We start from the raw sequence: 14,712 nt of genomic DNA on the forward strand, positions 1-14,712 counted from the left end.
AATTCAAGCCCCCATTCCGGGACGCGTGGCGGGGCCGGATTGCCTGCACATGTCAATCCATGTCTCGACCTCTTCCAAATCCCAAACGACCTTCCGGCTGCTAACGGCAATGCGACGAGGGAATTTCCCCTGCTTTTCAAAGTTATAGATCGTCCGCTCACACAGGGGGATCATTGCCAGCAATTGCTTTTTGCTGATGAGCACTTTGCTCGATTTCCTCGATTCTTTCTCCACACCGAATTCCTCTTTTTGCCGCTTGTCGAAGTTCGATTATTGCCCCATATTTCCAGAGCACTCCAGTAATATTTAGGAGTTTTTCCTTTTTAAATCAGCATGTTAGATTCCCTAAAACGTCTAGTTTCGGGACAATAAAAAAGCACCATATCGTTGTTGTTTCGGGAGTTTTCCCCTCAGAAAAATCAAGAAAAAATGTGTCCCACAAACGGCAGTTTCGGGATAAAAAAAACCCACGAATGTGGGTTTTTTGATAGAGAAAAATAGATCAGCTCCCGCTTATCCCATTATTAAAAACAAACTCAACTCTCTGAACGCGTTTTTTTGCGCGTCCATTCGTCAATCATATCCGCCCAATCCTGCAACATTGCCCGACGCTGATCGCGGTATTCAGCCTTGTTATAGACGGCTCGTACGCCCTTCTGCTCGTGCGCAAGGCACTTCTCAATCCAGTCTGAGTTATAACCCGCTTCATGCAGCAGCGTGCTCGCTGTTCGCCTCAAATCATGCGGTCCGAACTTGCTCAACGGCTTCCCCTCTTTCTGCGCGAGCCGATAGGTCAGCGTCAGTACCTGATTGATCGTCGCGGTGCTCATTGGCAAATCAGAATCATACCGAGAGGGAAAGACGTAATCTGAACCTCCGGCAAACGTCTTCAACGCGATGAAGAAATCCAAAGCCTGCCGAGATAAGAACACCAAATGAGGGTTGCGGCGCTTCATCCGCTCTTTCGGAATAGTCCACAAGGCTTCGCTGAAATTGATCTCGTTCCAGGTAGCGTTGGTCAACTCACTTTTGCGGACCATGGTCAGCAATAACAGCTTAGCGGCCACCCTAACGGAGGAGGCGGTGCCGATGCGGTCCAGGTACTGATACATCAACGCGATTTCGTCAGGCCCCAAAGCACGGTCACGTGGCTCGAATTTAGCGATGCTTGCAGGACGAACCAGATCAGCCGGATTCTCGACCTTCTGGCCACGCTCTATCGCCCATCGGAATACCTGCATCACAATCTCGCGGGAGTGAACGGCCGTGGCGGGAGCTCCACGCTCCACAATTGCATCAGTCAGCGTTCGCAGATCCTCATGATTAATTTCCACCAGTTTCTGATTACCAAAGTGCGGCTTTAGCTCGCGCTCGTAAACCGATCGGCGCATGTCACGCGTCGAGTCAGCCATCTGATACCCACGCAGCCATTTCTCAGCCCACGCATCAAACGTCTCTGCCCCTTTGGTGCGTGCCTTGGCACGGGCTTTCTCTTTGGCAGGTGACTTACCCGCCGAAACCATCTTTTTAGCCTCGCCCAGGCGCTCTCTGGCTTCCGCAAGAGTGATGCCACCCACGCCATAACGACCGAACGTGATGGTCTCCTGACGGCCATTGATTGAGTAGTTGTAACGAAATGAGATGGAACCGGCAGCAGTGACGGCCACGTACAGCCCGTCGCGGTCGTTCACCTTGTAGAGTTTTTCTTGCGGTTTGAGGTTACGCAGCTTGGTATCGGTCAGCATGGCAGTTACGGATTCCATGGAAAAAATACCATGCTCAGAAAAGCACTCATGCACCACGATAAAACCCAATGAAACCGGGCTGATGATGAGATTTGATACCATGCCCTTCCCTACTAGGTCGACATGGTATCGAGCACCGAACATGGCATTTAGCTCAGTCAATGCCCCGTACCATGCCATACAAACACGGTGCTTGGCGATGCACAAAGCTGCCAGAATTTGCCAGACCCAAAAAGCTAAAAGCCCGCAATTACGCGGGCTCCAGGGCATTTTTTGCTAGATCGTGCCGGACAATGCCGGACGTCCAATCATTCCCACTCAATGGTCGCCGGCGGCTTGCTCGACACGTCATACGTCACGCGGGAGATGCCTTCGATTTCATTGATGATGCGGCCGCTGACGGTTTCCAGCAGCTCGTAAGGCAGGTGTGCCCAACGCGCGGTCATGAAGTCGATGGTTTCCACGGCACGCAGGGCCACGACCCAGGCGTAGCGACGGCCATCGCCAACAACGCCTACGGATTTCACCGGCTGGAACACCACGAACGCCTGGCTGACTTTGTGGTACCAGTCGGCCTTGCGCAGTTCTTCGATGAAGATGTGGTCGGCGCGACGCAGCAGGTCGGCGTATTCCTTCTTCACTTCGCCGAGGATGCGCACACCCAGGCCCGGACCCGGGAACGGGTGACGGTAGACCATGTCGTACGGCAGGCCGAGCTCCAGGCCCAGACGGCGGACTTCGTCCTTGAACAGTTCGCGCAGGGGTTCTACCAGCTTGAGGTTCATCTCTTCCGGCAGGCCACCCACGTTGTGGTGGGACTTGATCACGTGGGCCTTGCCGCTTTTGGCGCCAGCCGATTCGATCACGTCCGGGTAGATGGTGCCCTGGGCCAGGTACTTGATGTTGTCCAGTTTGTTGGACTGGGCATCGAATACGTCGATGAAGGTGCGGCCGATGATCTTGCGCTTCTTCTCCGGGTCGCTTTCGCCAGCCAGATTGTTCAGGAACTGCTCTTCAGCGTTGGCGCGGATCACTTTGACGCCCATGTTCTCGGCGAACATGGCCATCACTTGCTCGCCTTCGTGCAGGCGCAGCAGGCCGTTGTCGACGAAGACGCAGGTCAGCTGGTCGCCGATGGCCTTGTGCAGCAGCGCGGCAACCACCGAGGAGTCCACACCGCCGGACAGGCCGAGCAGGACGTTGTCGGTGCCGACCTGGGCGCGAACCTGGGCGATGGCGTCTTCAGCGATTTTCGACGGGGTCCACAGCGCTTCGCAGCCACAGATGTCGAGGATGAAGCGCGAGAGGATGCGACCGCCCTGCTTGGTGTGGGTCACTTCCGGGTGGAACTGCACGCCGTAGTAGCCGCGAGCATCGTTGAACATGCCGGCGATCGGGCAGCTCGGGGTGCTGGCGAGGATGTGGAAGTCTTCCGGCATCTTGGTGACCTTGTCACCGTGGCTCATCCACACGTCGAGGCCGAACAGGCCATCGGCGTCGACGTGGTCTTCGATGCCGTCGAGCAGGCGGCTCTTGCCGACCACATCAACCCGGGCGTAACCGAACTCACGCAACTCGGAACCTTCAACCTTGCCGCCCAACTGTTCGGCCATGGTCTGCATGCCGTAGCAGATACCGAAGACCGGGACGCCCAGGTCAAACACGGCTTGCGGGCAGCGAGGGCTGTTGGCTTCGTGCACGGACTCGGGACCGCCGGCGAGGATCACGCCTTTTGGAGCGAATTCGCGAATGGCATCCTCGTCCATGTCGAACGGATGCAGTTCGCAGTACACGCCGATCTCACGCACGCGGCGGGCAATCAGTTGGGTGTATTGCGAACCGAAGTCGAGGATCAGGATGCGGTGAGCGTGAATATCGAGGGCCATGATTCAGTCTCGTCTAAGTCAATCAGTAACAGTCGTGATTCAGAAACAACTCGGGGCTGAATAAAACAGCCCCGGTTGCTTAACGATTTGCTTGAAGCCTCAACCTACGCGGTAGTTTGGCGCTTCCTTGGTGATCTGCACGTCGTGCACGTGGGATTCGGCCATGCCGGCGCCGGTGATCCGCACGAATTCAGGCTTGGTGCGCATCTCTTCGATGTCGGCGCTGCCGGTGTAACCCATCGAGGAACGCAGGCCGCCCATCAGTTGATGGATGATCGCGCTCAGGGTGCCCTTGTACGGAACACGGCCTTCGATGCCTTCCGGAACCAGCTTCTCGGCACCCGCGGAGGAGTCCTGGAAGTAACGGTCGGAAGAACCTTGCGCCTGAGACATAGCACCCAGCGAACCCATGCCGCGGTAAGCCTTGTAGGAGCGACCCTGGAACAGTTCGATTTCGCCTGGTGCCTCTTCGGTACCGGCAAACATCGAGCCCATCATCACGCAGGAAGCGCCAGCAACGATGGCCTTGGACAGGTCACCGGAGAAGCGGATGCCACCGTCGGCGATCAACGGCACGCCGGTGCCTTCAAGAGCCGATGCCACATTGGCAATGGCGCTGATTTGCGGCACGCCGACACCGGCAACGATACGGGTGGTGCAGATCGAGCCTGGGCCGATGCCGACCTTGACTGCGTCGGCGCCCGCTTCAACCAGGGCCTTGGCCGCAGCGCCGGTGGCAATGTTGCCGCCGATCACTTGCACTTCAGGGAAATTCTCTTTGACCCAGCGCACGCGGTCGATCACACCCTTGGAATGACCGTGGGCGGTGTCGACCACCACCACGTCAACGCCGGCAGCCACCAGGGCCGAGACGCGCTCGCCGGTGTCCTTGCCGGTGCCGACCGCAGCGCCTACACGCAGACGACCTTGGTCGTCCTTGCTGGCCAGCGGGTAAGCCTTGGCTTTTTCGATGTCGTTGACGGTCATCATGCCTTTCAGGACAAATTTTTCGTCGACGATCAGCACGCGCTCGATGCGGTGCTTGTGTAACAACTCACGGACGTCGTTCTTGTCGGCGCCTTCGTTGACCGTGACCAGGCGCTCTTTAGGCGTCATCACTTCACGGACAGTGGCTTCCAGACGGTTCTCGAAACGCACGTCACGGGACGTGACGATGCCGACCAGGTCGCCATCGTGCAGTACCGGAACGCCGGAGATGTTGTGCATGCGGGTCAGTTCGAACAGCTCGCGAACAGTGGCTTCGGCCTCGATGGTGATCGGGTCCTTGACCACACCGGCCTCGTAACGCTTGACCTTGCGCACTTCGGCAGCTTGCTGCTCGATGGTCATGTTCTTGTGGATGATACCGATGCCGCCTTCCTGAGCCATGGCGATTGCCAGACGGGCTTCAGTGACGGTGTCCATGGCGGCGGAGACCAGTGGAATATTCAGCTCGATGCCACGGGTAAGACGGGTCTTTAGACTGACTTCGTTGGGAAGTACCTCGGAATAACCGGGGACTAGAAGAATGTCGTCAAAGGTGAGGGCTTCTTGGCTGATACGCAGCATCGCGGGGGCTCCCGGGCGGGAAATTGGAAGCGCGCCATTATACTCAGACAGCCCCGCCGGCTCAATGTAAAACTATGCCTAATATCGACGGGGTGATGGGTGGGGCAATTGTCGCGCTGCTACGTCTATATCAAGCGCAACGTCGTCCCCTCCCTCACCCCCTCCTCTAGCCCCCTTGCGCAGTTTGTCGGCGCCCGGCCGGACCAGTGTTACAACTCGACCTTCACCCAGCTCACCGGCACGTCCAGCCAATCGGCGAACTCATCGATAAAGTCCTGCTTGAACCCGGCCTCGGCCCAGTTGTTGAAGATAAAGCCCAGGTTGGAAAACCCGCATTCCTGAAGAAACAGGAAACCGTTGATGTCGTCTTCATGGCCGCACAGGGGGCAAGTGAAGTTATCGGTGCGCCCGGGCATCCAGTCCTCCAGGCTCTCGAACAGCGCCTCGCCGACTTCCTGGCGGCACTCGGCGCAACCGGCTTCTTCGAGAAAGCCTTTGGCCGGGGTATAGATGCAACGTGCGGTGATGATCTCCAGGCCGTTGATCGGCTCGCCAAACGGCAGCGCTTCCGGGTGCAGCACCACCGCCCGCGCACCCGGGGCAATGGCATGGGCCATGCGATTGCCGGTACGGCCGCAGGTGCTCAGGGTCTCTTCGATAATGTTCTTGCGCACCAGCCAGCGCACGATCGCCCGCGCGCGCGGTTCGTGCACCGGCAAGGTGGAGATTTTCGGGACGATGATGCTTTGCGAATTCATGGGGTGAGGCCTGGAACGTCTGAAAGGAAAGAGCTGCGTCGTCAGCATGGGCATCATCAGCGGCGAACCGGTACCCGCATCGAGGCGGGTGGCGGTGGGCCAATGACAAGCCTGCGGGCCGGCAGCTTAATCCCTGGACCCCACAGGTCAAGTGCTCAGGTAGCGACCGATAAGGGCCAGCCCGCTGGCCAGCACCAGCCAGGTCACCAGTCGGACAAAGGCCTCCCGTGAAAGCTTCATGGTGACCCGCCGGCCGATCCACAGCCCCAAAGCCATCGCCGGCAACAGACACAGGGCCAACACCAACAAGGGTAGCTCGGCATAGACCCCGGCGAGCATAAACAGGCTCAAGCGGACCACGGTGCTGCAACTGATCAGCGCACTCTGGGTCGCCCGCGCCGGATCCTTGGGCAGGCGGCTGTTGAGGTAAATGGCGTAGAGGAACCCACCGCTGCCAAACAGCGCACCGAACAAGCCGCCGACGATCCCCATGGGGACCGCCCAACCGGCTGCCAGGCGAGTTGGCCGGGCCTTGATCCACAAGCTGTAAACCGCGTAGGCGCTGATAAACAGCCCCATCATCAACAGCAACAGGTCGGACTTGAGGTTGAGCAGGAAGATCACCCCCAGGGTGCACCCCACCGCCATGCAAGGTAATAAACGCAGCAATTCAGGCTTGGCCACGTCTTTGCGCGACGGCAACAGGTTGCCGAAGGCCGCAACGAAATCCAGCAGCACCAGCAGCGGTACGATCTTCGACAGCGGCATGAACAGAATCAGGATCGGCCCCGCCACCAGCGCCGTACCAAAGCCGGCAATGCCGAACACTATATAAGCCAGGACAATACCGACTCCGATCAACAACCAAGCCCAAGGGCTGAACGACCACTGACTCAACAACTCAAGCGCACTCATCAATTGACCCCTTATCCAGTTGCAGATGACTTTAGCCAGCGGCGAGCCTTGCGACTAATATCGTCCTGTGCACCTACTCATCTCAAAAAGGCATGACTCGTGATTTCGACCCGCCAGTTGCGTTATTTCGTGGAAATCGCCGAATGCGGCAGCTTCAGCGCGGCGGCCGAGCGCCTGTTCGTGGCCCAGTCGGCGTTGAGCCGGCAGATCAAGGAACTGGAAAGCCACCTGCAAACCCCGCTGTTCGAACGCACCTCGCGCCTGCCCCGGCTGACGGCTGCGGGCAAAGCGTTTTTCCCCCGGGCACGCACGCTACTGACCGAACTGCACAAGGCCAGCGAACACGCGACCCAGGTCGGCCACGGGCAACTGGGCACCCTGCGCCTGAGCCACTCCAGCACCGTGCCCATGAGCGGGCGCCTGCTGGGCGCCATCAGCACCTACCTGGAACACTGCCCCGGGGCCAACATGGACATCGTCAAGCTGTCGTCGGAGGCGCAGCTGGAGGAGCTGGCGCAAGGTCGCCTGGATATCGGCCTGCTGCGTCTGCCCGTACTGCGCCAGCGCGAAGGGGTGCAGATCATCCCGCTGTTCAACGAGCCACTGTTGCTCGCCGTGCCGCCGCAGCATCCCCTGGCGCTGGATCCTCCGCCCCGGGGCATCGACCTGGCGGATCTCAAGCAGCAAGCCTTTATCTCCATCCCCCACCCGCAACGGGGCGGCCTGAGTTACCTGTCGGCGGAGCTCTGCATGCGCCAGGGCTTTTTCCCCAAGGCGGCGCGGGTGGTGTCGCGCAAGACCACCCAGTTGCAGCTGATCCAGGCCGGCTTCGGGATTGCCCTGCTGCCGCAATCGATGCGCGATATCGCCCCGGCGAACATTCATTTCCTGCCCCTGGCCGACCCGGATTGCCAAAGCACTGTCGCCCTTGCCTGCCGCCAGCAACCGACGCCCCTGGTGGCGCAATTTATCGAGACCTTTCGCAGCGCCCTCTAGCCGCTGGCACAAGCCACTCAGGGTTTTGCCGATTTGCGTTGTTCCCTGGCGAGGCTCGCCTTTAAACTGCGCCCCATGATTAAAGATCCCTTTGCAAGACTCGGCCTGGACCGCGAGGTCCTGACCGTCAGCCAGCTCAACGGCCGCGCGCGGGTGTTGCTCGAAGATGTGTTCAGCAATATCTGGGTCGAGGGCGAAATCTCCAACCTCGCCCGCCCGGCCTCCGGCCACGTCTACTTCACCCTCAAGGACAGCGGCGCCCAGGTACGTTGCGCGCTGTTCCGGCAGAACGCCGCTCGCGTGCGCCAGGCCTTGAAGGATGGCCTGGCGGTCAAGGTACGGGGCAAGGTTTCGCTGTTCGAAGGGCGTGGCGACTATCAGTTGATCCTCGATACCGTGGAGCCGGCCGGTGATGGCGCCCTGCGCCTGGCCTTCGATGCGCTCAAGGAAAAACTCAGCGCCGAAGGTCTGTTCAGCGCCGAGCGCAAACGGCCGCTGCCGGCCCATCCGCAGCGCATCGGCATTATCAGTTCGCCCACCGGCGCGGTGATTCGCGACATCATCAGCGTGTTCCGCCGCCGCGCACCGCAGGTTGCCCTGACGCTGATCCCTACCGCCGTGCAAGGCCGCGAAGCCACCGCGCAGATCGTCCGCGCCCTGCAAATGGCCGATGCCCGGGGTTTCGACGCGCTGATCCTGGCCCGCGGCGGCGGCTCGCTGGAAGACCTCTGGTGTTTCAACGAAGAAGCCGTGGCCCGTGCGGTCGATGCCTGCGTGACGCCGATTGTCAGCGCCGTCGGCCATGAAACCGATGTCTCGATCAGCGACTTTGTCGCCGACGTGCGGGCTCCTACTCCGTCAGCCGCCGCCGAATTGCTGGCCCCGGACTCCAGCGACCTGGCACGCCGCGTCGAAAGCCTGCACCGCCGGCTGGTGATGCGCATGCGCGACCGCCTGGCCCGGGACCGCCTGCGCCTGGAGGGCATGGCTCGACGCCTGCGCCACCCCGGCGAACGCCTGCGTCAGCAGGCACAACGCCTGGACGACCTGGACATGCGCATGCGCCGGGCCTTCGAACGCAGCCTCAATACCCGCCGCGAACGCCTGATCCGCCTCGAAACCCGCCTCGCCGGCCAGCACCCCGGCCGCCAGCTGGCCATGCTGCGCCAGCGCCTGGAAAGCCTGGCCGAACGCTTGCCAAGGGCCATGCGCGAGGGGCTCAAATCCAGGCGCCTGCAGTTGCAGAGCCAGGTCCAGACCCTGCAGGTGGTCAGTCCCCTGGCCACACTGGGTCGGGGCTACAGCATTTTGCTGGACGAGCGCGGCCAGGCGATTCGCAGCGCCGAACAGACCCGGCCCGGGCAACGTCTTAAAGCCAAGCTGGGCGAAGGCGAGCTGCACGTTCGCGTCGAAGATAACCACCTGACGCCCGTTACCCTTTCTCTACTGGACTGATCCATGCCGCGCTTTCTGAGCTTCGCGCTACTGCTGTGCCTGACCCTCAACGCCCATGCCGACAGTTACATCACCCGCCTGCTGAACAAGCCGGTGCCTGGCGGTGTGGCCGTGGTCGACCTGGGCAGTGCCGCCCAGGCGCCCAAAGCCAGCTACGGAGGCAAACCGGTGCTGGTGGTCAAGGAACAGGACAACTGGCTGGCCATTGTCGGCGTGCCCCTGACCGTCAAACCAGGCACCCAGCAGATCACCGCGGGCGGGCGCAACCTGAGCTTCGTGGTCGGCAGCAAGAAATACCCGGAACAACACATCACTCTGAAGAACCAGCGCCAGGTCAACCCCAATCCGGCCGACCTCAAGCGCATCGACGGTGAACTGGCCGAGCAGATCCGCGCCTACCGCACCTTCAGTCCAAACACCCCGAGCAACCTGCTGCTGGACAAACCGGTCAACGGCCCGCTGTCCAGCAAATTCGGGGTCCGCCGCTTCTTCAATGGCGAAGAGCGCAATCCTCACGCCGGGTTGGACTTTGCGGTTCCTGCGGGGACGCCGATCAAGACGCCGGCGGGCGGCAAGGTGATTCTGATCGGCAACTACTTCTTCAACGGCAATACGGTGTTCGTCGACCACGGCCAGGGTTTTATCAGCATGTTTTGCCACATGTCGAAAATCGACGTGAAGGTCGGCCAGCAACTGGCCCGTGGCGGCGTGGTGGGCAAGGTCGGTTCGACAGGTCGCGCGACCGGACCGCACATGCACTGGAACGTCAGCCTGAACGATGCCCGGGTCGACCCGGCGATCTTTATCGGCGCCTTCCAGCCCTGATGCCCCCCGGGCCGGCTTGCCCAGTTGAATCGCTGGCAGTCTGGCCCGCATAAATTGCGCCACGGGAAACACTCACGCAATTAAAACCATTAATAATGGGCAATACCGAAACAAAATCTCGCTATCTTTCGAGTTTCGAGTATTCCTCTCAATTTTTTGCGGTCGCTTGCCATCTTTCACCCCAGTGGTTAGGGTTGGCCTCATGAAAACCTCTCACACCCTCATCCAGCGTCGTCAACATCGAAGCCTCTGCCTCGTCAGCGCACGACTGCCAGGCTGAATCGCGGTGCCTCGTCCCCCCTGCTTCAAAAACCATTGACCCACCGGCAGGCCGCCTCTTTTCGGCCCGGACAATAAGGATTTCCCCATGAGCATGCTCAAAGACCCGTCCTCGAAGTACCGCGCGTTCCCGACCATCAACTTGCCGGATCGCACCTGGCCGTCGAAGACCATCACCAGCGCGCCGATCTGGTGCAGCTCCGACTTGCGTGATGGCAACCAGTCGCTGATCGAGCCGATGGATGCGGTCAAGAAGCTGCGCTTCTGGAAAACCCTGGTCGCCGTGGGCGTGAAAGAAATCGAAGCCTCGTTCCCAGCCGCCTCCCAGACTGACTTCGATTTCGTGCGCACCCTGATCGAAGACGGCCACATCCCGGACGACACCACCATCCAGGTGTTGACCCAAGGCCGTGAAGACTTGATCGAACGCACCTTCGAGTCCTTGCGTGGGGCGAAGAAAGCCATCGTTCACCTGTACAACGCGACCTCCCCTTCTTTCCGCCGCATCGTCTTCAACCAGGACAAGGACGGGATCAAGGCCATTGCGGTCAACGCCGCCAAGCTGTTCGTCAAGTACGCCGCCTTGCAGCCCGAAACCCAATGGCAGTTCGAGTACTCGCCGGAAACCTTCAGCGCCACCGAACTGGAATTCGCCAAGGAAGTCTGCGATGCGGTGATTGAAGTCTGGAACCCGACGCCGACCCACAAGGTGATCCTCAACCTGCCGGCCACCGTCGAATGCGCGACCCCGAACATCTATGCCGACCAGATCGAATGGTTCGGCCGCCATATCAACCGTCGTGACAGCGTGCTGATCAGCCTGCACACCCACAACGACCGTGGCACTGGCGTAGCTGCCACCGAATTGGGCCTGATGGCCGGGGCCGACCGTGTTGAAGGCTGCCTGTTCGGCAACGGCGAACGCACCGGCAACGTCGACCTGGTGACCGTGGCCCTGAACCTCTACACCCAGGGCGTCGACCCTGAGTTGGACTTCTCGGACATCGACGGCGTGCGCAAGGTGGTGGAAGAGTGCAACCAGATTCCGGTGCACCCACGTCATCCGTACGTCGGCGACCTGGTGCATACCGCGTTCTCCGGTTCGCACCAGGATGCCATCCGCAAAGGCTTCGCCCAGCAGAAGCCGGACGCCCTGTGGGAAGTGCCGTACTTGCCGATCGACCCGGCCGATATCGGCCGCAGCTATGAGGCGGTGATTCGCGTCAACAGCCAGTCGGGCAAGGGCGGTATCGCTTACCTGCTGGAGCAGGAATACGGCATCAACTTGCCACGCCGCATGCAGATCGAGTTCAGCCAGGTGGTACAGCGTGAAACCGACCGCCTCGGCCTGGAGATGACCGCGCAGCAGATCCACGCCCTGCTCCACAGCGAGTATCTGCAAGCCAACACCCCGTATGCGCTGGTCAGCCATCGCCTGCAGGAAGAGAACGGCCACAGCGCCGTTGAAGTCGAAGTGTCGAGCAAGGGCCAGGGCGAGACCAACCTGCACTGGCGCGGCAAAGGCAACGGTGCCCTGGAGGCACTGGTGGCCGGCTTGCCAATCCCGGTGGAGATCATGGACTACAACGAACATGCCATCGGCGCGGGCACCAACGCCAAGGCAGCAGCCTATATCGAGCTGCGGGTCGACGGTGAACGTGCGGTGCATGGCGTGGGTATCGATGAAAACATCACCACTGCCAGCTTCAAGGCTCTGTTCAGCGCCCTGAACCGCTCCCTGAGCCAGCAGGAAGCCAAAGCCGCATAAACCCCGGCTGCAACGCAAAAGGCCCCGAGGTGAACGCCTCGGGGCCTTTTTATTGGGCTTGATGACTCACAGCGAGGTCTCGGCCCTCAAGCATGCACATCAACGCTGAACATGGCCTGCAACAGTGCCGCCTGCAAGGTTTGCAGGGTGCTGCTGGTCACTGCGATCTGCGCCTGGATGGTCATCACGCGCTGGGCTCTCTGCTGTTCAGTGGCCTGACTGCGTTGCGCGCTGGCCAGTTCCTGTTGCTGCTGCGCCAACATCTTCTGCGTTTGCTCGATCTGTTTTTTCAGCTCTTCGACCGGGTCACCACCGCCCTTCACCGAATCGATACTGGCGCCGGCAGAGTCGACACGCAGCTCTTTGCTGCCCTCATCTGCCTCGCCCTCGACCGGCGCAAGTACAGTACTGTTGGCGGTGCTCGGATCAGCACCGTTGATCAGGACCTTGGGCGCTGAGACCGGGAAAGGGTTAACCGCTGTGACACCGATACTGGTCATGAATTGAATCTCCCTGGTTGAACCTGCTATCGACCTTCAGCGCCGAACCTTGATAGGCCGCCCATGCAAAAAGCGGCCGTTGCTCTCAGGTGAACACAAAGGTATCGGCGTCCAGGTTGGCCGGGAACCGGGTGCGATAGGCCGCCAGCTCTGCCGCATCCAGGCATACCTGGAATACGCCATCGGCGTCGCCGGCGCTGAGCAGCGTCTCGCCCTGGAAGTCCAGCACCTGGCTGTCACCGGTATAGGCAAAGCCTTTACCGTCGGTGCCCACACGGTTCACAGCAGCCACATAGCACAGGTTTTCAATGGCCCGCGCCGGCAACAGGCGATTCCAGTGCTGGCGCCGCGCACCCGGCCAATTGGCGGTGTACAGCAGCAGGTCGGTGTCGTGGGCATCGCGGCTCCACACCGGGAAGCGCAGGTCGTAGCAAATCAGTGGACGCACTCGCCACCCCTTGAGCTCGAACTGCACCTGACGCTCGCCAGGGGTGTAGTGGTTGTGCTCGCCGGCCATGCGAAACAGGTGGCGCTTGTCGTAGTGCCAGACCTCACCATCGGGCCGCGCCCACAGCAGGCGGTTGCGATGGCTGCCGTCGGCAGCCTGGACAATCACGCTACCGGTGATCACCGCATCGAGTTTCGCGGCCTGGGCGCGCAACCATTTACTGGTGGGGCCATTCTCCGCCTCGGCCAGGGTTTCGGACTCCATGGAAAATCCGGTGGTGAACATCTCGGGCAGGATAATCAGGTCCGCGCCGCGGGCCTGTTCAAGTAACCGCTCGAAGTGCTCGAAGTTGGCCTGGCGATCATGCCAGGCCAGGGTGGTCTGGATCAGTGCCACATTCAGATTGGGTAACGCACTCAAATCACGCATAGCTTCTCTGCCGCTTGACGCAGCGTCTCCTCGCGCTTGGCAAAACACAGGCGTACCAGACGCTGTTCCTGCGGCGGGCTCTGGTAGAACACCGACACCGGAATGGTCGCCACGCCGTGTTCACGGGTCATCCAGATCGCCATCTCGACATCACTCAGGTCCGGACGAATCTGTGAATAGTCCACCAATTGGAAATAAGTACCGGCCACCCGAGTAAAACTGAACCGCGAAGGGGCCAGCAGATCGCAGAACAGATCACGCTTGGCCTGGTAGAACGCTGGCAGTTCTTCAACATGTTCCGGGTGCTCGGCCATGTAGTCGGCCAAAGCGTACTGCAAAGGGGTCACGCCGCAGAAGCTGACATATTGATGCACCTTGCGCAGCTCGGCGCTCAGCGCCGGGGGAGCCACCACATAACCGGTTTTCCAGCCGGTAACGTGATAAGTCTTGCCGAACGAGCTGACCACGAACGCCCGCTGATACAACTCCTCATGGGCCAGCACGCTGACATGGGGTACACCGTCGAACACCAGGTGCTCGTATACCTCATCGCTGACCAGGTAAATGTCGCGATCGCGAATCAGGGTCGCCAACTTATCCAGCTCGGCCCGTGAGATCAGCGCGCCGCTGGGGTTGTGCGGGCTGTTGAGAATGATCATGCGGGTGCGAGGGCTCAGCGCTTCACCGAGCTTCTGCCAATCGATGGCAAAGTCCTTCACGCCCAGTTGCACATGCACGCAACGGCCACCGGCCAGCTCGACCGAAGGTTCGTAGCTGTCGTAGCACGGGTCGAAGACGATCACCTCGTCACCGCGCTGGATCACCGCCTGAATGGCGCAGAAGATCGCCTGGGTCGCGCCAGGCGTGATGGTCACTTCAGTGTCGGGATCAACCTGCACGCCATAGCTGCGGGCGATCTTGGCCGCCACTTGCTGGCGTAGCGCCGGCAGCCCGGTCATGGGCGCGTATTGGTTATGACCGCTGGCGATATGCCGGCCAACGGCGTCGCGCAATGCCTGCGGCCCGTCGAAATCCGGAAAACCCTGAGACAGGTTGAGCGCGCCGGTTTCGGCAGCGAGCTGGGACATTTGGGTGAAGATGGTGGTGCCGACGTTCGGCAACTTACTGGTGATCATGGG

At 60.5% G+C, this 14,712-nt stretch carries 13 protein-coding genes; 4 read left to right on the forward strand and 9 right to left on the reverse strand.

Annotation, left to right across the window (positions count from 1 at the left end; all coding sequences use genetic code 11):
* Positions 1 to 3: 3 nt before the first annotated feature.
* The 6 genes from MF4836_RS21870 to MF4836_RS21895 form a co-directional block, all read right to left on the reverse strand.
* Positions 4 to 234, reverse strand: a complete 231-nt coding sequence (locus MF4836_RS21870) for a helix-turn-helix transcriptional regulator (protein WP_078472011.1) — start codon at positions 232 to 234, stop codon at positions 4 to 6.
* 302 nt (positions 235 to 536) lie between these two features.
* Entirely contained in the window at positions 537 to 1,745 is a 1,209-nt protein-coding gene (locus tag MF4836_RS21875) for a tyrosine-type recombinase/integrase (RefSeq protein WP_078472059.1), read from the reverse strand.
* A gap of 308 nt (positions 1,746 to 2,053) precedes the next feature.
* Positions 2,054 to 3,631, reverse strand: a complete 1,578-nt coding sequence (gene guaA, locus MF4836_RS21880; RefSeq protein ID WP_078472012.1) for a glutamine-hydrolyzing GMP synthase — start codon at positions 3,629 to 3,631, stop codon at positions 2,054 to 2,056.
* A gap of 99 nt (positions 3,632 to 3,730) precedes the next feature.
* A complete protein-coding gene (gene guaB / locus MF4836_RS21885; RefSeq protein ID WP_078472013.1) occupies positions 3,731 to 5,200 on the reverse strand; it encodes an IMP dehydrogenase in 1,470 nt (489 codons plus the stop codon).
* Positions 5,201 to 5,409: 209 nt separating this feature from the next.
* Positions 5,410 to 5,958 carry a hypothetical protein gene (locus MF4836_RS21890; protein WP_020298491.1) on the reverse strand — a complete coding sequence of 183 codons (549 nt, stop codon included), beginning with the start codon at positions 5,956 to 5,958 and terminating at the stop codon, positions 5,410 to 5,412.
* Between the two features lie 147 nt (positions 5,959 to 6,105).
* Positions 6,106 to 6,873: a sulfite exporter TauE/SafE family protein gene (locus MF4836_RS21895; RefSeq protein ID WP_078472014.1), complete on the reverse strand. Its 768-nt coding sequence runs from the start codon at positions 6,871 to 6,873 to the stop codon at positions 6,106 to 6,108.
* Positions 6,874 to 6,972: 99 nt separating this feature from the next.
* On the opposite strand from MF4836_RS21895, the gene MF4836_RS21900 reads away from it, so the two are divergent.
* The 4 genes from MF4836_RS21900 (at position 6,973) to leuA (ending at position 12,196) form a co-directional block, all read left to right on the forward strand.
* Positions 6,973 to 7,869 (forward strand): LysR family transcriptional regulator, encoded by an 897-nt coding sequence (locus MF4836_RS21900; protein WP_078472015.1) that lies wholly within the window; start codon positions 6,973 to 6,975, stop codon positions 7,867 to 7,869.
* Between the two features lie 75 nt (positions 7,870 to 7,944).
* Positions 7,945 to 9,324 carry an exodeoxyribonuclease VII large subunit gene (gene xseA, locus MF4836_RS21905; protein ID WP_078472016.1) on the forward strand — a complete coding sequence of 460 codons (1,380 nt, stop codon included), beginning with the start codon at positions 7,945 to 7,947 and terminating at the stop codon, positions 9,322 to 9,324.
* Positions 9,325 to 9,327: 3 nt separating this feature from the next.
* Positions 9,328 to 10,149, forward strand: coding sequence for a peptidoglycan DD-metalloendopeptidase family protein (locus MF4836_RS21910; protein WP_078472017.1), 822 nt, complete (start codon positions 9,328 to 9,330; stop codon positions 10,147 to 10,149).
* A gap of 367 nt (positions 10,150 to 10,516) precedes the next feature.
* Entirely contained in the window at positions 10,517 to 12,196 is a 1,680-nt protein-coding gene (gene leuA / locus MF4836_RS21915; RefSeq protein ID WP_078472018.1) for a 2-isopropylmalate synthase, read from the forward strand.
* An 86-nt stretch (positions 12,197 to 12,282) separates the two neighbouring features.
* Here leuA and MF4836_RS21920 read toward each other — a convergent pair whose 3' ends face one another.
* The 3 genes from MF4836_RS21920 to MF4836_RS21930 form a co-directional block, all read right to left on the reverse strand.
* Positions 12,283 to 12,696 (reverse strand): hypothetical protein, encoded by a 414-nt coding sequence (locus MF4836_RS21920; protein WP_078472019.1) that lies wholly within the window; start codon positions 12,694 to 12,696, stop codon positions 12,283 to 12,285.
* Between the two features lie 85 nt (positions 12,697 to 12,781).
* Positions 12,782 to 13,573, reverse strand: a complete 792-nt coding sequence (locus tag MF4836_RS21925; RefSeq protein ID WP_078472020.1) for an amidohydrolase — start codon at positions 13,571 to 13,573, stop codon at positions 12,782 to 12,784.
* Complete coding sequence (locus MF4836_RS21930) at positions 13,561 to 14,709, reverse strand: pyridoxal phosphate-dependent aminotransferase (RefSeq protein ID WP_078472021.1); 1,149 nt, start codon at positions 14,707 to 14,709, stop codon at positions 13,561 to 13,563. The genes MF4836_RS21925 and MF4836_RS21930 overlap by 13 nt, the downstream gene beginning before the upstream one ends.
* Between the last annotated feature and the right edge of the window lie 3 nt (positions 14,710 to 14,712).

Source organism: Pseudomonas sp. MF4836, from assembly GCF_002018875.1.
GTDB lineage: Bacteria > Pseudomonadota > Gammaproteobacteria > Pseudomonadales > Pseudomonadaceae > Aquipseudomonas.